Annotated in this window: 17 protein-coding genes and 1 pseudogene; 7 read left to right on the top strand and 11 right to left on the bottom strand. The window is 37.9% G+C overall.

Features of this window, described 5'->3' with window-relative positions:
- Positions 1-93 precede the first annotated feature (93 nt).
- A complete protein-coding gene (locus tag SUSAZ_10205; GenBank protein AHC52645.1) occupies positions 94-258 on the bottom strand; it encodes a hypothetical protein in 165 nt (54 codons plus the stop codon).
- Positions 259-691: 433 nt separating this feature from the next.
- Positions 692-1,060: a hypothetical protein gene (locus SUSAZ_10200; protein AHC52644.1), complete on the bottom strand. Its 369-nt coding sequence runs from the start codon at positions 1,058-1,060 to the stop codon at positions 692-694.
- Positions 1,061-1,328: 268 nt separating this feature from the next.
- Between SUSAZ_10200 and SUSAZ_10195 the strand changes: the two genes are divergently transcribed.
- The 3 genes and pseudogenes from SUSAZ_10195 to SUSAZ_10185 all read left to right on the top strand — a co-directional run bounded on the left by SUSAZ_10195 (position 1,329) and on the right by SUSAZ_10185 (position 3,997).
- Entirely contained in the window at positions 1,329-1,862 is a 534-nt protein-coding gene (locus SUSAZ_10195; GenBank protein ID AHC52225.1) for a membrane protein, read from the top strand.
- A gap of 268 nt (positions 1,863-2,130) precedes the next feature.
- Positions 2,131-3,419, top strand: a pseudogene (locus SUSAZ_10190) (transposase ISC1476).
- Positions 3,420-3,544: 125 nt separating this feature from the next.
- Positions 3,545-3,997 carry a hypothetical protein gene (locus SUSAZ_10185; GenBank protein ID AHC52224.1) on the top strand — a complete coding sequence of 151 codons (453 nt, stop codon included), beginning with the start codon at positions 3,545-3,547 and terminating at the stop codon, positions 3,995-3,997.
- On the opposite strand, the gene SUSAZ_10180 is transcribed toward SUSAZ_10185, so the two are convergent.
- Together SUSAZ_10180 and SUSAZ_10175 are read right to left on the bottom strand one after the other, a co-directional pair.
- Positions 3,958-4,107, bottom strand: coding sequence for a hypothetical protein (locus SUSAZ_10180; protein AHC52643.1), 150 nt, complete (start codon positions 4,105-4,107; stop codon positions 3,958-3,960). The two genes, SUSAZ_10185 and SUSAZ_10180, sit on opposite strands and share 40 nt — an antisense overlap.
- Positions 4,104-4,244, bottom strand: coding sequence for a hypothetical protein (locus SUSAZ_10175; protein ID AHC52642.1), 141 nt, complete (start codon positions 4,242-4,244; stop codon positions 4,104-4,106). Before SUSAZ_10175 ends, SUSAZ_10180 begins: the two co-directional genes overlap by 4 nt.
- A gap of 314 nt (positions 4,245-4,558) precedes the next feature.
- Between SUSAZ_10175 and SUSAZ_10170 the strand changes: the two genes are divergently transcribed.
- On the top strand, positions 4,559-5,503 hold the full coding sequence (locus tag SUSAZ_10170) for an alpha/beta hydrolase (GenBank protein ID AHC52223.1): 945 nt from the start codon (positions 4,559-4,561) through the stop codon (positions 5,501-5,503).
- A 66-nt stretch (positions 5,504-5,569) separates the two neighbouring features.
- Here the strand turns inward: SUSAZ_10170 and SUSAZ_10165 are convergent, their stop codons facing one another.
- On the bottom strand, positions 5,570-6,562 hold the full coding sequence (locus tag SUSAZ_10165) for a ribonucleotide-diphosphate reductase subunit beta (GenBank protein ID AHC52222.1): 993 nt from the start codon (positions 6,560-6,562) through the stop codon (positions 5,570-5,572).
- Between the two features lie 209 nt (positions 6,563-6,771).
- On the opposite strand from SUSAZ_10165, the gene SUSAZ_10160 reads away from it, so the two are divergent.
- Positions 6,772-8,439 carry a fatty-acid-CoA ligase gene (locus SUSAZ_10160; protein AHC52221.1) on the top strand — a complete coding sequence of 556 codons (1,668 nt, stop codon included), beginning with the start codon at positions 6,772-6,774 and terminating at the stop codon, positions 8,437-8,439.
- Between the two features lie 77 nt (positions 8,440-8,516).
- On the opposite strand, the gene SUSAZ_10155 is transcribed toward SUSAZ_10160, so the two are convergent.
- Complete coding sequence (locus SUSAZ_10155; protein AHC52220.1) at positions 8,517-9,059, bottom strand: 3-hydroxybutyryl-CoA epimerase; 543 nt, start codon at positions 9,057-9,059, stop codon at positions 8,517-8,519.
- A gap of 5 nt (positions 9,060-9,064) precedes the next feature.
- Complete coding sequence (locus tag SUSAZ_10150; protein ID AHC52219.1) at positions 9,065-10,252, bottom strand: acetyl-CoA acetyltransferase; 1,188 nt, start codon at positions 10,250-10,252, stop codon at positions 9,065-9,067.
- Positions 10,253-10,331: 79 nt separating this feature from the next.
- Between SUSAZ_10150 and SUSAZ_10145 the strand changes: the two genes are divergently transcribed.
- Positions 10,332-12,305: a 3-hydroxyacyl-CoA dehydrogenase gene (locus SUSAZ_10145; GenBank protein AHC52218.1), complete on the top strand. Its 1,974-nt coding sequence runs from the start codon at positions 10,332-10,334 to the stop codon at positions 12,303-12,305.
- Between the two features lie 54 nt (positions 12,306-12,359).
- Positions 12,360-13,847: an acyl-CoA synthetase gene (locus tag SUSAZ_10140; protein ID AHC52217.1), complete on the top strand. Its 1,488-nt coding sequence runs from the start codon at positions 12,360-12,362 to the stop codon at positions 13,845-13,847.
- A gap of 32 nt (positions 13,848-13,879) precedes the next feature.
- Here SUSAZ_10140 and SUSAZ_10135 read toward each other — a convergent pair whose 3' ends face one another.
- The 4 genes from SUSAZ_10135 to SUSAZ_10120 all read right to left on the bottom strand — a co-directional run bounded on the left by SUSAZ_10135 (position 13,880) and on the right by SUSAZ_10120 (position 17,937).
- Entirely contained in the window at positions 13,880-14,995 is a 1,116-nt protein-coding gene (locus tag SUSAZ_10135) for a ligase (GenBank protein ID AHC52216.1), read from the bottom strand.
- A 219-nt stretch (positions 14,996-15,214) separates the two neighbouring features.
- The gene (locus tag SUSAZ_10130) at positions 15,215-16,150 is read right to left on the bottom strand and encodes an alcohol dehydrogenase (GenBank protein AHC52215.1); all 936 of its coding nucleotides are present in this window, start codon (positions 16,148-16,150) and stop codon (positions 15,215-15,217) included.
- 249 nt (positions 16,151-16,399) lie between these two features.
- Positions 16,400-16,705, bottom strand: coding sequence for a hypothetical protein (locus SUSAZ_10125; GenBank protein ID AHC52214.1), 306 nt, complete (start codon positions 16,703-16,705; stop codon positions 16,400-16,402).
- Complete coding sequence (locus SUSAZ_10120; protein ID AHC52213.1) at positions 16,705-17,937, bottom strand: sulfate adenylyltransferase; 1,233 nt, start codon at positions 17,935-17,937, stop codon at positions 16,705-16,707. Before SUSAZ_10120 ends, SUSAZ_10125 begins: the two co-directional genes overlap by 1 nt.
- Positions 17,938-18,007: the final 70 nt, after the last annotated feature.

The raw sequence follows: 18,007 nt of genomic DNA, 5'->3' as shown, positions 1-18,007 counted from the left end.
GCCTAGCAGTTACTTGCCTATTGCAGATCGCTTTTCTGATATTCCTCTTTAATTTAGAAATTCTCTTTTTAATACTCCTTTCGTGGTCCTCCTCTATCCCCTTAAATACCTCAGAATAACGTCCATTAACCAGCTTACGACGTATTCCAAATCGTTCTTAGCCTCCCATGTTTTTATGCCTTGAAAGCTCAAATCCATGCTCATAAGCAACTTCAGAGCGTAATTTGTTAGCTCGTGAACGTCAATACCAATCTTCAAAGAGAGCGCGTCGATGCTGAACGTCCCTTTCTTAATAACTTTCTCTCTTCGTCTGCAGTTCACCTAACTTTTCTTCTTTCCAGCGCGAATGCGTGTGTGGACAAGAATTTCATTCTACAATTTTATTCTGACAAACGCTCATGGTTTCGAGTAATTTATGTTATATAAAATGATTTTCAATAATCTAGTTGTTGAGTTCCATGGGAAGTCCATACTAGTCTATGTTTTAAGCTTCTGAACAATTCTACTCTCTTACAAAAAGAGAGCCTCTTTTTTCCTCATAGCGATCTTGCCTAGGATTAACTTCCTCTTTCCAATAACCTGGTGGTAAGACGTGATTGGTGACGGTAATTTTTCCCTTGCTTTAGTGTGTGTGGACAACAATTTGGTTGCTTTGATATAAATTGAATTTTCTTTACTGCAAATGTATTTTTTAGGTTAGGGGCAAAGTTTTTTCATGGAACTCAACAAGAAACACAATAACAAGATGAAAGTCTTCTTCATAATATACAACATAATTTACTCGAAATCTATAAGTATAAGCCAGAATAAAATTGAATTTTATGGAGGCTAATGAAATTGTTGTCCACACAGGCTTTAGTAACGAGAAGAATGATGACCAAGTCTCATTGTTCTTCTCCAGTACAGCTTGCGCACTAACTCCTAGAATCTTCTTGTACTTTTCATAATACTTATCCCACGTGCCTCTTAGATCTACTTTCTTTTCTTGAAAGAATTGCTGTCTTCTCTCGTAATTTGTCTCATTCCACAGCTTTGAAGAATCTTCTGCTAACTTCCTCAATTTCCTCTGTTGGTATCCATTAGGAAATAGCCTTATAACGATGGTTTTGACGCTCTGGCGGGGTTAATCGGCTCTCGCTCCTCATCCTTAGTTCACCAGAAGGACATGAAAGTTGTTTTTCATGTAAAAATATTACCACGCCTTAAAAGGCGAGGTTTGTAGTTCTTTTATCAAACTTTTTCAGGCAAACTAATGCGTATACATAGTCTTTGTATACCTCATATTTCCAGTCGTTTACTATTTAAATATATATTGCTTCTTATATATGATGAACAGAATTAATCTAGCTGGCTATCTAGTTTTAATAGGCGTAAGTGAATTCCTCTTACTAATGTTATTATCAGAGTTCCTTTATCCAAATTATTCTGTAAAATATAACTACATAAGCGATTTAGGAGTAGGCAGTACGGCAATAATTTTCAATTCATCAATAATTTTCATGGGCATCTTAATAATTATTTCTGCTATACTAATAAGAAAGGAGTATCATTCAGTATCTTACATAATACTATTAACCGGATTAGGCTCCGCGCTAGTTGGAATATTCCCTGAGTATACTGGTTTCATTCACTCGATTTCAGCACTCATAGCATTTCTGTTTGGAGGGATTGGTGCGATTCTTACTTCGTTGAAGAGAAATTACTTTTGGGCAGTATTAGGAATTATAACTCTATTCAGCATTGTCCTTTACGTCTTAAAAACTTATGGACCATTAGGACCAGGTGGAATGGAGAGGTTAATTGTTTACCCAGAACTGATCTGGGGAATAAGCTTTGGAACTTACCTAATAGCTTCTAAGTAATCTTCCTATTAGCTTTTCTGCTGGGCAATGTTTTTCCTCATTTCTTACTATCCATGATGCCTCTTCTAGATGATAAGGAAAAGACAAACCTCGCTTTTTAAGGCGGGGTAAAAGTTTTTAATCAATAAAAACAATTTCCTTTTATGACGCTTCCCTCCGGTCAACTAAAGATGAGGAGCGGGAGCCGATTATTACTCCCGCAATACCAGAGGCAAGCGTCAGAACAGTCGTTATGAGGCTCTTCCCTAATGGGCATCAACAAAGAAAATTGAGAAAGTTGGCAGACCTATCTGCTAGGCTGTGGAATGAGGTAAACTACGAGAGAAGACAGCAATTCTTTCAACAAAAGAAAGTGGACTTCAAGGGCACTTGGGATAAGTATTATAAAAAGTACAAGGATGAGTTAAAAGTTAATGCTCAAGCAGTTTTACAGAAGAACAATGAGACTTGGTTATCGTTCTTCTCGTTACTAAAACAAAAACCACCATTTATTAACCACGTTACACCGCCAGGCTACTGGAAAGAGGAAGGAAAGAGGAAACTGATCCTAGTCATTAGGCAAGATCGTTATGAGGTTGATGAGGAAAAACACACTCTCTTTTTGAAGGATTGGAAGATGGAGATACCCTTTGAAGGTAGGTTAAGGTGGTTTGGTGTACAAGGTAGGCTGGAAATTCACGTTGAGGGCAACAAGTTTTATGCTCACATTCCCGTTGACGTTGGTAGGATTAATGCAAAGAAGAGTGGTAAGTCAATGAAGGACTCTCTTATCATTCACGGTTTGAGGAGTAAGATTCAAGTTGAGAAGCCTAAGGGTGAGAAGGTTGCATCAGTTGACCTTGGTATTAACATGTTGGCTACTGTTGTTGTTGATGATGGTACTATTCTATTTTATCGGGGTTCTGTAGTGAAGAGTGATTATTTCTATTTTCAGAAGAAGATTGCTGAGCTTGATAAGTTGAAGAGTGAGGCTGAGAAGGTTAATGAATTAAACGCTAGGGAAAAAGTGTTGAGGGAAAAGCTTTTCTTTAAGCTTCACCGTAGGCTTGTTCATTACTACAGAACTTTAGCCTCTCATTTGGCTAAGTATTAGTGGGATCTTGGTGTTTCGATAGTGTATTTGGGTTATCCCTATTTTATTTCTCAAGATAGGGGTAACAAGTTTACTGTGAACATTTGGTCTTATCGTAAGTTAACGCTATAGTGAATAAGCTTTACGAGTATGGTATAAAGACGTTTCTAGTTGTTGAGTATAATACTTCGCGTTTCTGTGCTTTCCATGGTGTTAAAGTTGATAGAAGGCCTAGGGGAGTCATTAATTGTCCTTTTGGTCATAAGTTACATAGTGATGTTAATGGAGGGTTAAATATTATGAAATTGGGAGTGAAGAAGATTATTAACGCGTTGAGTAAGCCTCTTTCTTTTCTTGTAAAATCTAGTGGAGTATCTCCCATAAAGGGGAGTAACGCCTTAGACCTAAGCAGAATCCTCGCAGGGCTGGGAGGGGGTCAGTTATTTAAGTGTCTGCAAATTAGTATACTATGTATTATCTTCTAGAAATACATTATGGCAAGTTAATCTATATATTTCTAGATTTTTAATATTAAAGATATTTAATTTCAAATCATATTAGAAAGGTTTTATAGTGAAAGGTTTTATAGTGACTCCCAGTATTTTATTTTATGTATTTCCCTTCTAAGCAAAAAAAGATTGTGGCCATCTTGAATCTTATAATTTCAATTTCAGCTTTAGTTGCAATAACCGTAATTACAAATACTGAATATATCCTTCCACCACTTTTAGCTACTGCTGCTACAAAATATCCTGATCCTGATTGGAGAATGCATAGAAGTATAGTAATATTATTTTCATATGTATTATGTGGGATAATAGGCGTAGTTTTCTCTCTGTTTAACCTTTATGGTATAGTTATGGCTACTATAGCATCTTTTATAGCATTTATTATAAGTGTTAGCATAAATGTTGAACATCCTCCAGCGATTTTAGCATCTTTTTTGGGAGTATTAGAAAAAGTTAATCCTCTATATATTATACATCCTATAATTACTGGCGTAATAGTAATAGAAGGGTTAAATTATCTTCTTACTAAATATGTTGAACCAAAGATAAAATAAATCTCTTGATACGCATCTTCCAATATTCTATTTGCCAAATCTTCTGGCACCTTGACCTTTACTTTGTAATTCTCATGTATTACGTTTACGAGTATGGACAAGAATTTCATTCACCTCCATAAAATTCAATTTTATTCAAACTAACACCTATAGATTTCGAATAAATTGAGTTGTAAATTAGGAAGAATATTTTCAACCACCTCATTATCGTGCTCCTTGTTGAGTTCCATGAGAAATGGAAGTCCATGCTTGCTATGCTTTAAGCTTCTGAAAATCTACCAAGTTCCTCTTGCCAAACGTTTCAACCTCATGCTTTATATTAAACCAGTTGAACGCCTTGTATGCTGATGCCTTGTCGTGTACAAAGATAACCTTATCCCTCCAATTCTCCAGGTTAACATCATTTAATATAACATATAATTATTATTGTGATAGTTATCTTACTTTTGATAAGGCGTAGATAATATCCTGAATTTTTGAGTCAAATGAAATTATTTTACTAAATTCTGAAACTTTATGACAAAACTTTAAAAACTAGTTTAGCTATATCTTTAAATAGCCATGAACAGGAGAGACGCTATTAAGATTTTAGGTGCTGGTGCAATAGCAGGCGCATTAGCTACGAGAATCCCGTTAAGTATATCACAAACACCGCCTCAAATAAACTACTCCAACTTGGTTCCCAAGGAGTTCGGCTGGGCTCCAGTAAACAACATACATATTTACTATGAGATATATGGTAGTGGGGAGCCACTTATAATGATCATGGGCTATCTGGGAAACTTAGAGAGTTGGGGACCTATAATTGTAAATGGTCTAGCATCGCAGTATGAGGTCATAATTTTCGATAATAGGGGTACAGGAAGAAGTGGTACAGTGGGTCAAGATCCTCTTCATGATGCACTAACTTATACTATTCCGTTATACGCCAGTGATACCATAGGTCTGCTGAACTATCTAGGTTACTCCAACCTAAATGTTCTAGGCTGGTCAATGGGTGGTTTCGTAGCCCAACAAATTGCCATTGACTACCCCATTTATGTGAACAAACTGGTATTACTATGTACTGCACCTAATATTTACTTATATCCTCCGAAAGTCTCCCCTCAGTCTATTATAACTGGATTTACGGCCTCTGACCCAACTGTTACGGTCGAGACTATAATTCCTTATTTAGTGCCAAGTGATTGGCTACAGGCTCACCCAGACGTAGCGAAGTATGTCTTATTTACACTGGAGAAATACCCGATAAGTTATGCAAGCGTTCTAAAGCAGACTTATGCGTTAGCTACGTTTAACTCTGTGGGACAACTTCAAAACATTACAGCACCAACACTTGTTATCGGTGGCGACAGTGATCTTTTACTGCCTCCTCAAAATAGTCAGTATTTAGCTGAGAACATACCAAATGCGCAGTTATACATCTTTAGCCCTGATGCAGGTCACGGACTAATGTACCAGTATCCTACTCAATTTATTAACTTAGTGACGTCCTTCCTGGGATAAGAGGAGATGTTTGGAAAAAAGTCAAAAAAAAGTTAAATGTATACGTTTTTTATCTCAAAAACAAGGTTATTCTTCTACACCTATATCTCTCAAATGTAGTCTCCTTACCTGTTCTGGTTTCATTTTCACTGCTCTCTCTATAACAGCATATCTCTGCTGGAACATCCTGGTGGCAAAGCTCATCACATCTTGGAAACCTTCTTCACTTTCCACGAAGTATTTGTAGAGAGGTCCCTTATCTTCTTCCGTCCAGTTATACGATAACTGGATTTTTCTATTAGCTTCAATTAATGGAAATCCTATCTCTTGGGTTAACTGCCCGAAATACCTATTGAACTCATTTAACACACTATCACCGTGCATTGCTATCATCAGTGCAGCTACATATGCACCAAATGAAATATGTCTAGCTTCATCCCTCGTGATTAACTTGACCATCTTATACAGTCCAGGTAAAACAGGTAAGATTTTCTCATAACCTTTCACATAACCGTAATATCCTGTTTCAGCTAATATGCCTTCAGCCACAAAGTTATAGGAGACTACTGCTCTTACGATATTTTCAGGAGAGGGATCATTATATAATTTTCTCATGTCTGTTGGTATTATCTCGTAGAATAGTCTCCTGTAAGGCTCATTCTTATAGGTGAAGTCATATATTCCTTCTGTCTCACCTACACTCTCAAACCACTTTCTAAAAGCTACAGTGTGATTAGCTTCGTCTCTTGCAAACTGTGTAAGATAAAGGGCTTCTTCAATTAACCCCAATTCCTCCATTGCGTTTGCTAAGGGTAATATATCTCTGGCTACGCACTCCTCTCCTGCTAGGAAATAAGACGATATAATTTTGTTCTGAGTTCTGTCAGATGGCTTCAGCTTTTTCCAGTCCTCTCGGTCTTTAGAAAAATCTAGCTCATATGCAGTCCACCTGAATTTCTCTCCAATTTCAAATAATCTCATGGGAAACGTGTTCCAGTCTAATCCCTCTACAGTTGATTTAAACTTATTGTGAAGTATTTTTCCTTCCTTGGTAGTATTTCCATACTCTGAATTAATCATATCTATTTCACCCTTAATTAATATAACTGTATTACTTCCTATTAAAAAATTTTTTCCTTTATTTTTAGCTATTTATTTTCTTTAATAAAATCAATTAAACGTATCAAACTAATAAATGAAAATTGGATAATCAATAATGTTATTGACATGGAAACTTACAATTAATATTTCACATTAAATATATAAAATTGCTAAATCTATTATACATTATGATCGATGGAGCTAAATCCACTACAAACGATGATTGGCAATTGAGCGTCCATAAAATTCTTGAATACGCGGGGAAAATTCATCCTACAACGGAGATTATTTCCGATCGGAGACTTCAAGGTGGAGAGCTACATACTCTAAACTACGGAAAGGTCTTAGACAGAGTGCGTAGCATGGCTAATGCTCTGGAGAGAGAACTCGATGTAAAACCCAGTGATGTCGTGGGTATAATAGACTGGAACGATCACAGGTTCTTTGAGTCGTATTTTTCAGTTCCTTCCATAGGAGGAGTCCTATTAGAGCTTAATTTCAGGCTTCACCCCTCTGACTTAATTTATATTGTAAAACACACTAAGGCTAGAGGTCTATTTATAGACGACTCACTGTTACTCCTTGCACAGATCTTATCTAAGGAGTACAAATTTGATTTCATTGTGGTAATGAGTGATAAGTCACTTGAGGAGATAGAGCCCCTAAAAGGGATGGATCTGTCATCTAAAGTTTACGGATATGAGGAATTAATAAAATCTCACTCGCCAAATAGAAAGTTTGAAGAAGTGAATGAAAAGAGCGCCGCTTATGCTGCTTTTACCTCAGGAACAACAGGTCTGCCTAAGGGAGTTTTCTACTCGCACAGGTCTGTAGTGCTTCATGCAATGACGGTAGCTCATGATATGAGACCCACAGACACATTACTTCAAGTTGTTCCAATGTTTCACGCCAATGGATGGGGAACTCCTTTTGCTGCCGCAATGCAGGGATGTAGACAGATATATCCTGGAAGGCCTACGCCTGAGAGTCTAACAGACTACATCTTGAACTATAAGGTCACTAGAACTGCCGCAGTGCCTACTATAATAATTGAGCTACTTAAAAGACTGGAAAAGATGGATCCTAAACCAGACCTCAAGGGCTTAAAGATCTCTATGGGAGGTCAGGAACCACCATCCAAACTAGTTTCAGAACTTGCTAAATATGGTGTGGAAGTTTATCAGGGATATGGTGCAACTGAGACTAGTCCAGTGGTATCCGTGGGTTTCGCCAAGTCAGAAATAGATAATTTACCTGCTGAGGATAAGTTCCTTAAAATGAAACAGGGATTGATCGTCTTTGGCGTTGAGGTTAAGGTTGTTGACCCAATTACTAATCAGGAGTTGCCATGGGACGGTAAGAGTGTAGGCGAGATCTGGATTAGAGGACCGTGGATAACCAGAGAGTATTATAACGACCCCAGAACATCACAATCTTTTACCCCTGATGGTTGGTGGAGGAGTGGTGATGTTGGTGTTGTTGATCCTTTGGGTTATATTAGGCTTGTTGATAGGTTAAAGGATGTTATTAAGAGTGGTGGTGAGTGGATTAGTAGTATTGATTTGGAGAACTTTTTGATGGCTCATCCTTATGTTAGGGAGGCTAGTGTTGTTGGTGTTCCTCATCCTAAGTGGGGTGAGAGACCTTTGGCTATTGTAGTGCTTAAGTCAGACTACGAGAGTTTGCCTAAGGACGAGGTAAAGAAGTTACTACTTGATCACTTGTCTAAGAAGTTTGCAAAGTGGCAGTTACCAGATGATATTGTCTTTGTTGATGAAATACCTAAAACAAGTACAGGAAAGTTTGATAAGAAATTATTAAGGGACAGATATAAGGACTTATATAATTCTTCTTAATATTACCATTTTTAAAAAAGAGGTAAAAAATTTAGTTTTTAAATTTAGTTTTTTATTACCATTTTAGCTCCTTAAGCCTAAGTTCTCCTTAACTCATATGTGATATAACCTTCAGGTTCCCTCTTCGCTACGGATAACTTAACCTTCATTCCAACCTGGATATTTTTGGGATTCTCATTTACCCATGCCAAGACATTAATTCCTTCCTTTAGTCTAGCTATACCTACTATGTAATCTTGATAGTGCATGAAACTCAGAGGTTTAACTGTTATAATAGTGTATGTTAGTAATTCTCCCTCTCCAGATAATTCTACGGTAGTGAGCCCAGACAATCTACAACTTGTACAATCGTCTTGTGGAGGGAAATATATGGTACCGCATTTTGGGCACTTTGTGCCTATTAATTTCCCTTGGTTCAAGTACTCAAAAAACTTGTATATTTTTCCAATTGGAATGACGTAACGTTGTGTTAAATCCCTAACATCAACCCACAATGGATTATTTGTTTTTGGTTCTCTTATTATGGGCATTCCAGATGTTTTAATAAGTTGATCAATCTGCTCTAACATTCTCTTATCTATTTCATTGAACTGCTTTTCCTTAATCTCTACTGTTCCCATACAAATCACGCAGATGGTTTTCTGGTTGAGTATATTGTTATGTATGCGTAGTGTCCTGTTCCTCCTACGTTGTGTGTTATTCCCATTCCGTTTCTTATATCTGCCTGTGTTCCCTTGTGTGCCCTGTATAGTAGTTGTCTTGTTATTGATACTGCCATGCTTACTCCTGTTGCCCCTATTGGGTGTCCCTTAGCCTTTAATCCTCCGTCAACGTTTACTGGTATCTTTCCCCCAATATATGTCTCCCCATTTCCTGCCATCAAATGACCTTCTCCCCTTTTTGCAAAACCCAAGTCCTCATAAGCCATTATTTCAGCAATTGTGAAACAGTCATGGACATCTGCGACATCAAAATACCTCCAAGCGTCATTAAAATCGATCTTAGCCCTCCTATAAGCCTCCTCTGTGGCAACTCTTGAGGCGTCTATAGTCAGAAACTCCTCTCTTTTAGACAAATTGATTGTACCTGAGGCAAATCCTTGTGATACTATCCATACTGGTGAGTCTGTTATCTTTCTGGCTACTTCCTCAGAGGCTAATATAAGTGCAGCTGCACCATCAGTAATTGGGCATGCATCATATAATTTTAATGGATATGCGACAACTCTTGATTTCGAATAGTCCTCCATCTTTATCTGCTTTTGGAATGTTGCATAGGGATTATAACTTCCATAATAATGATTCTTCACAGCAACACTACCTAAATCCTCTTCTTTCATTCCATACTTAGCCATTCTACGGGTCGCATACAGTGCATAGTAACCTGGGAATGTTAAGCCGAAGTTTTCGAATTCCCAGAAGTAGTTCCCAGCTCTCCCCATCATCTCTACTGCTACAGGATGAGGTGACTGATTCATTTGCTCCACTCCTATTACTAAGGCTACTTTAGCCTCACCAGACTTAATTGCCTGATAAGCTATTCTTATTGCTGCGCTTCCTGTAGCACATGCAGCCTCAACCCTCATAGTTCCCTTGGGGGCTAAATTGCAGTATTCTCCTATTGCTATTGCTGAGAGGGGTTCAGAACTCCATCCACCTGCATTACCTACCACAAACATTTCTATGTCTTTTTGTTCCAAGTTAGCTTCCTCAAGAGCTTGCTTAACTGCTTCCCACGCAAGCTCCTGAAGGTTGACATCTGTTCTTACTCCGAATTTTGTATGTCCAGTACCTACTATAGCAACATTGGACATAATTAATATTTTATGCTTAACTTAATTAGTTTTGTGGTTCAAACTAAATTTTAATATCTCACTTATTTATTTAATAATAATGTCACAAATCCTAAAAGTGGGTGTAGTAGGAGCAGGAACTATGGGTCATGGAATAGCCGAAGTTGTAGCTATAGCTGGTTTTAATGTGGTTTTAACAGACGTAAATGAAGATATCTTGAGGAACGCATTGGAAAAAATTCGATGGTCGTTAGAGAAGCTAAGGGAGAAAAGGCAAATCAAGGAGGATCCAAACACTGTGTTATCGAGAATTAAGACAACTGTTGATTTTAGGGATTTTTCTGATGTAGACTTTGTCATTGAAGCTGCAGTGGAAAGATCAGAGGTTAAAAGAAAGATTTTTTCGGAATTGGACAGAGTTGTAAAGAAAGATGCCATATTCGCAACTAATACATCAACAATTCCAATAAGTTATCTAGCGGAAGTTACTGGAAGGCAAGAGAAGTTCATAGGTTTGCACTTTATGAATCCGCCTGTATTAATGCCCCTTGTGGAAATAATTATGGGTAATAAGACTACTGAAGAGACCTTGAAGACCACTATTGATCTTGCCAAGAAGATTGGCAAGGACTACGTAGTAGTTAGGAAGGACGTGCCTGGATTCTTAATTAATAGAATAAATGGCAGGACTTTTCCTGAGGCGGTATTACTCTATGACGAGGGGTACTCCAAGGAAGATATTGATGCCATGAGCAGGTTTAGATTAGGTATGCCAATGGGATTTTTAGAGCTCATGGACTTCACAGGTATAGATGTAGCATATAATGCAGGGTTAGAGGCTATAAAGAGGGGGGAAGGGGAACCGCCACACTTTAAGGTATTAAAGAAGTTAGTTGAAGAAGGCAGATTAGGGATAAAGAGTGGCAAAGGTTTCTACGTTTACACAAGTAAGACTTATGAAAGAGCAAGAGTAGTCCCTACAGATAACATGTACTATGTCAACCCTTTGAGGATTATTGCGCCTGCTGTTAACGAGGCAGCTTGGATACTCAGGAACGATGTCTCTTCAGCTCAGGACATTGAAAAGGGTATGGTGAAAGGTATGAATTGGCCACAGGGTCCACTGACCTTTGCAGACAAATACGGTATTGACAATGTGTTGAAGTTCTTAGAGGAGAGATACGAGGTCACAAAGAACGAGTACTATAAGCCTGATCCCCTTTTAACCGAGATGGTCAGTAAGGGAAAGTTGGGTGTGAAGAGTGGAGAGGGGTTTTTCATGTGGAACTATGAGAAGACTAACTTTGGTCCTGTTAAGTACGAGAAATTACACGATTACGCTAAAATAACCATGTCAAGGGCTGATAAGCTTAACGCTTTGAATGAAGCCATGTGGAGTGGTTTAACTGAAGCCTTTAGGAAGGCTAAGGACGACTCTGAGATAAGGGCTGTGGTAATTACAGGGGAGGGAAGGGCGTTTTGTGCAGGAGACGACATCGAGATGATGAATTATTGGGGAAGTGTGGCAGGTGCCATGGAATGGAATGAGAAATTCTCTTCTCCGTTGATAAATCTACTTCTGAACTATCCTAAACCTGTAATTTCAGCGGTTAACGGTTTGGCATTTGGAGGAGGAATGGAGCTTAACATATTATTCGATATAATAATAGCAAGTGACGATGCTATGTTTGCTATACCAGAGGGTTTAATCGGTGCATTACCACCTTTAGCTTCCTCAATGGGTGTAGGTTTTCTAAGTAGGAAGATCGCTAGATATGCACTGACCGGAGATTGGATGAGTGCTAAGCAAGCTAAAGAGTTAGGTTTAGTCGACATTGTAGTACCCCATGACCAATTGGAGATTGCAACTGTGGAGATAGTTGAAAAGGCTAAGAAGATTGCGCCATTATCAAGTATGGCAATAAAGAGAGCTGTAAATTCCATAAGGAACAGCTATCTTCAGCAATTACAGTCTGCCTCTCAAGACCTTTTAATATTGTCAGCTACTGAGGACTTTAGAGAGGGAATGAGGGCGTTTGTGGAAAGAAGACAACCGAGGTACAAGGGGAAATAATTTTTTCCAATACTCCGCATAAAGACTTTTTAATTTTTTATAAAAAATAATATTATGGATATATGGTCAAAGTTTTACCCTGAAAACCTGAGTAATCTTAACATCCCTGAGATTCCAATTCATGAGGTGTTGAACAAATCTGTGAGAGAGAAAGGCGATTCAGTGCTCTTGGTCTTTGAGGGAAAAGAATTCAGTTACTCAAGTTTATACTCCTTCGCTAAACGCTTCGCAAGTTACCTAAAGGAACATGGACTGAAAAAGGGAGATGCTATCTCACTTATTATGTCTAATGCTCCACAGATTATCCCAGTGTTTTTTGGTTCCTCAATTTTAGGAGTAAGGGTAGCCTTAATTGATCCATTGTCATCAGGGAAGGACCTTGAATACCAACTTTCATTGACTGATCCAAAGATGATAGTTACTGAGGAGGAAATATACAAGAGGGAGAAAGAGGTGATGTCACGTTACAATGTCTTTTCATTTAATAGCCTAAATGAGTTAGATTCTTCCTCTAATGCTGACGAGGTAAAGATTAACCCTAAGGAAGATATAGCGGTGTCCATGCATTATGCAGGAATTATAGGAAGAACATATGAAGTTTATCATACTCATTACGGACTAATCTCCTCAAACTATGTTAGTTCCTTGGTCAGAGTTGGTGAAATAGGAGAGGAAAACACAATTCTGATATCTCTCCCCATCTCCCATATATTTGGGCTTGACGCGCTGTTAGAAACTATTATGGAGAGGGGAAAAATTGTTTTAATGAGGAGATATGATCCAAATAGGGCTCTAGATCTGATTCGAGAATATAGGGTTACTACATGGCCTGCCCCTCCTATGGTGTTTAAGGAAATATTACCAAATCTTAGGAAGGAAAAGTTTTCGCTTAAGTTATGTATAACCGGAGCAGCCCCTGTACCTCCAGACCTACAGAAGGCTTATTTTGAGGAGTTAAACCTTCCATTAGTACAAACTTATGGTCTTACAGAGGGACTAATTGTTACATACCAACCTGCAAATCTCAAGGTGTATGGTAGTGTAGGAATTCCTCTTCCTGGAGTTAAGATAAGAATTGTTGACAAGGAGACGGGTACAAGGGATGTGCCCATAGGTCAGGATGGCGAATTGATAGTCAAATCTCCTTGGAATATGAAGGGTTATGGTAGTCACGGTATCTTAGATATTCAAGAGAGCTCTAAGGCTATTAAGGACGGTTGGCTTTATACAGGGGATATCTTTATGATGGACCAGAACGGTCTCCTATACTTTAGAGGTTTAAAGAAAAGGTTCCTGAAATACAAAGCTTATCCAATATTTCCAAGAGATCTGGAGCTACTCCTTGAGGAACATCCGGCTGTAAAGAGAGCTTATGTTGATGGTGAATGGGATCCGGAGGTCGGTCACAAAGTCTTTGCTAAGGTCTTACTAAAGGAAGAATATAAGGGAAAAGTAAGTGAAGAGGAGATCATGAACTTTATCAATGATAAGGTAGCCTTCTATAAAAAAATAAGAAAAATAATCTTCGTGGATACTCTTTAGCTGAAGCTTTAATTTGGAATATGCTTCCCTATTCATTTGTGTAGTTGTTGTTTGGCATTATCTATAGCTCTAATGATCGACTCCACTATGTCATCTACTTTGACCATTGGCATCTCGAAATTCTTACTGGTGAACACACTATTTACAGTATTTGAAATCTTTTCCTTATCGTCTAAGGGGATTCCCTTAAGTTTTTGTTCAAGCTCAAATAAGTACTCTGATGGAGAGCAGTAAAAATCTCCACTTATCATGATGTCTTTAATCTCTTTACCATCTGTCAGTAAATGCGTAACTACCAACTTCCTAGCCTTATATCTGGAGAAGCCTACGACATACCCTTGAGGAATATTAGAGAATCTCTTTCCACTGGATCTAAGGAATAGGTTTTGGTCTGATTTAGCCATCTCCTTATACTTGTTAAATATTGCTTTAGCCTGATCCGAGAACTCATGGGGTTCTAACTTTATCCTTAAGGTCTCCTCTAAACTGGTTTTAAAGGCTTCATAGACTTCTTCGTCAGAGGGCTTTCTTCCCGTCTCTTCCTCTACAGACGTTAAGTAATCTTGGACGTTCTTTGAGGTTTTATCCGAGAACTTTTCGGGAGGGACTTTAATCACATTTATCATCTCCTGTACGTCTATTTTGCCTGCACCTATCACCATATTAAGTACCAGTATATCCTCTATCGTAGTGAATCCAAATCCTGTAATTTTCCTATAGGCTCTCGGGGATCCTACCCTAACATCGCCAATATGATCGTACCAAGCACCCTTTACACCTAACTTGAAATACGCATGAACGGCTGCTGATCCTATTTGACAGAAGGCTTTTTCCATATTGGTGAAGAAGTCCTTCGGGAATGTCATGAACATTGCCATACTAGATCCCTTAGAGGCATATATCGTACCACCTCCTACACCTAATCTCCTTATTACATCTACTCCCCTTCTCCTCGCCTCATCTAAGTTCACTTCAGTGTCAATATCTTGAAAGTAGCCTAAGCTAATTCCACTCTTACCCGTGCTTGTGACCACCAAAACAGGTTCATTCAGCTGCTTTGTTTCATAGATTATTGCTGCTGGTATTGCTACTGTGTCAGCTAACTCACCTTGGCTTATGAACATTGTTTTTCCTATTACACTGCTTATAGATGCCATATATAGTATAGTATTTACTCTAACTATAATAACTTTGTATAATAACTTAGAGTACCAATATTATGAGTGAAATACATGGAAAACTAATCTTCAAGTAAGTGGTATTAAAACGCCAAGCCATAGAGATATTGAAAAAGTATCATGAATTTTCGTCGAATAAAAAATATTATATACCATTTTTTATGACTGCGAGAAGGAGATAGTTAAGTATTATCTTAGTTTCAATACTGCCCTTCCAAATATCTCCCTATTGGCTAGCTTTCTATAAGCTTCGTTGATCCTCTCCAGTTCATAACTCTCATATATTATTTTAATCTTATTCCCACCAATTATCCTTATTGCCTCTTCATATTCTTCCTTAGTATAGGCTGCTGATCCTACTATTTTCTGCTGTCTCATGACAGTTAAGGCTGGTCTCAATAACGTTATTGGCTCTCCTTCCACATTCCCAATTAACACTAAAGTTCCCTCTTTCTTTAGGGATCTAAGAGAGTCATTTATAGTCTTTGAGCCCACAAGTTCAAATACCGCATCGAACTTTTCGTTCTTTATCTGTGTAATAGGAGTTACTCCAAGCTCTTTAAGTTTGTCCACCTTAGAAGTTAATCCGTAAACCTCCTTTACACCTATGTGCTTTAAATATTGAACTAAGTGAACTCCCACTCCTCCTCCTGCTCCTGTTACCAATACTTTGCTGTCCTTATTTAGATTGGCTAACTTGGCTGAATGTATAGCAGTGGCTACAGGGTCCAGTGCAGCAGCATACTTCTCCATCTCCTCAGTGGGTAAAGGTATTAAGTTCTTTTCAGGCGCGATCACTTTTTCTCCATAACCACCCGTAATCTCTCCTTCTCCTATTATTTTCGCATTTTCGCATAAGTTTTCTTTTCCAGCTTTACAATATTCACAATTTCCACAGGATAAGTTAGGATAAACAGCTACTGGTTTTCCCTTATAATAGCCTACTATCTCATGACCTAATATCAGTGGTAATTTCAGATTTCTGAATCCTCCCTTCCATACCACTAGATCTCGTCCACAAATACCTGTAGCTGCTACATCAACTATAACTCCTGATCCATTTGGCTCCACATCTTTTCTGATTTCAAAAGGCGAGTTATATGCGATAAGAACAGCTGCCTTCATACACTCTTATACTCCTAACAAGTTAATAAACTATTTATAGAGTTTTAAGAAGTTAGGTGATAAAAACCATCTAATTGTGGATCCGATGTTATTTAAAGATTTTTAAACCTAATAATTTTTCTTTTAGCAAGGATAAATCTTTGAAATATTTTTGAAACTACCTGTTGTAAATAAAAATGATATTTACCGACTTAGCCTTAGTATTGTAAATTTTTGAAAGCCATGATAATTCTCAAAAAATTACATTGCTTAAGATTGTTTTTGTTTAGCATAGATGTTCAGCGCCTCTATTAAGGCATCCTTTGGATCGGTTCTCCCGTTCAGAAGTAGTTGTATGACCTTCTCTTTAAAGTGCTTTGGAAGAAGTTCTATGGAATTGGTTGTGCTCCTATCCACTTTAGCATTTGGAAGTACTTCCACAATTCTCTTCACTATTTCCTCCTCTACCTCAATTTCCAACCTCTTCATACCTCCAAGCACCTCTTTACCATATCTGATACCAAGCTCCTCTAACTTTTTTGCAACCTCTTCACTGAGCCAAATATACACTCTCATCATACATCACTTAATTCAAATATACTCTCTCTCCTATTTAGGTATTCCTCTGTAACGAACGGTGTTCCAAATCCATACTTTTTAGCTGACTCCATGAGCACATCATAAACTTCAGATCTCATAACCATCTTTGTTGGTTTAACCTCGTCCATAATTATACTCCTTATTAGGCTTCCACTAAACTCCTGCTTATCTGAATCATGGTCACATAAGATATCATTTTCTATAGTTCCACACTTTGGACAGTAGTAATTTTCCCTTATGAAAATAGGTTTAATAAGAAGATCATCCTCATTTATTTTATCAAATATTTCATGAGCCTCGTATGGTGAATAATAATTCCCTACCCCTGCATGGTCCCTTCCAAATATGTGGTGTGTACAGCCCAGGTTAGTCCTAATAATTGCATGAAGCAAAGCCTCTCTAGGTCCAGCATATCTCATATCCCATAGCGTGAATGAGAGCTTATGAACTCTCTTGCTGATGTAACCCGCATCAACAAGTGCTTTATGTGTTAATAGTATTGCCTCATCAATGTAGTCACCTATCCTCTTCTCGCCTATGACCACATTGACCAATATTCCAGTTCTAGGCTCATCAACTCTTAATCCATCATTTGCTGCAAACCAAGCAAACTTCATTAAGTACTCATGTCCAGTGTGAGGTACATTTCTGGTCTGAAATGCAACTACTTTTTTCCATCCCATCCTTTCGAATAACTCTCTATGTTGCCTAGGTGTCAACCAAAAATCTGAATAAACTGAGGTAAACTTAGGCACGTTCACAAGGTAAACTTCACCTGAAACGAATTTCTCCTTATACGAGAGAGTTCTTTTTACTCCCGGATGCTTTACATCTCTGGTTTTATAAACTTTCTCAGCCATCTTACCCTTATCGTAACTGAATTTCTCTTCAACCTTCATTATAGCTAAAGGTTTACCCATATACGTGAATCCAATTACATCACCCTCCTTTACTTCCTCAGCTTCGCTCTCATTTAGGTCTAAAACTATTGGTATAGGCCAAAGAACACCATTTGGTAACCTCATCTCCTCTACTACACTGTCTACCTCTTCATAATTCATGAAACCTCTTAATGGCGATAAAAAGCCGTAACTTATGCTTATAATTTCATGAGCTATCTGTCTTTTCACTTCAACAGATTTTAATTCCTTAAAATCATTAATTTTTGTAATTCTCTCACTAATTTCAATCTTTCCATGCCCAATCATTACACTAAAACTACAATACATATTTATATTTCTAGTTACTTGTGCAAAAGTTGCATATATCGAAATACTA

Source organism: Sulfolobus acidocaldarius SUSAZ (assembly GCA_000508305.1).
GTDB lineage: Archaea > Thermoproteota > Thermoprotei_A > Sulfolobales > Sulfolobaceae > Sulfolobus > Sulfolobus acidocaldarius_A.
This window is presented reverse-complemented; position numbering and strand designations above follow the sequence as displayed.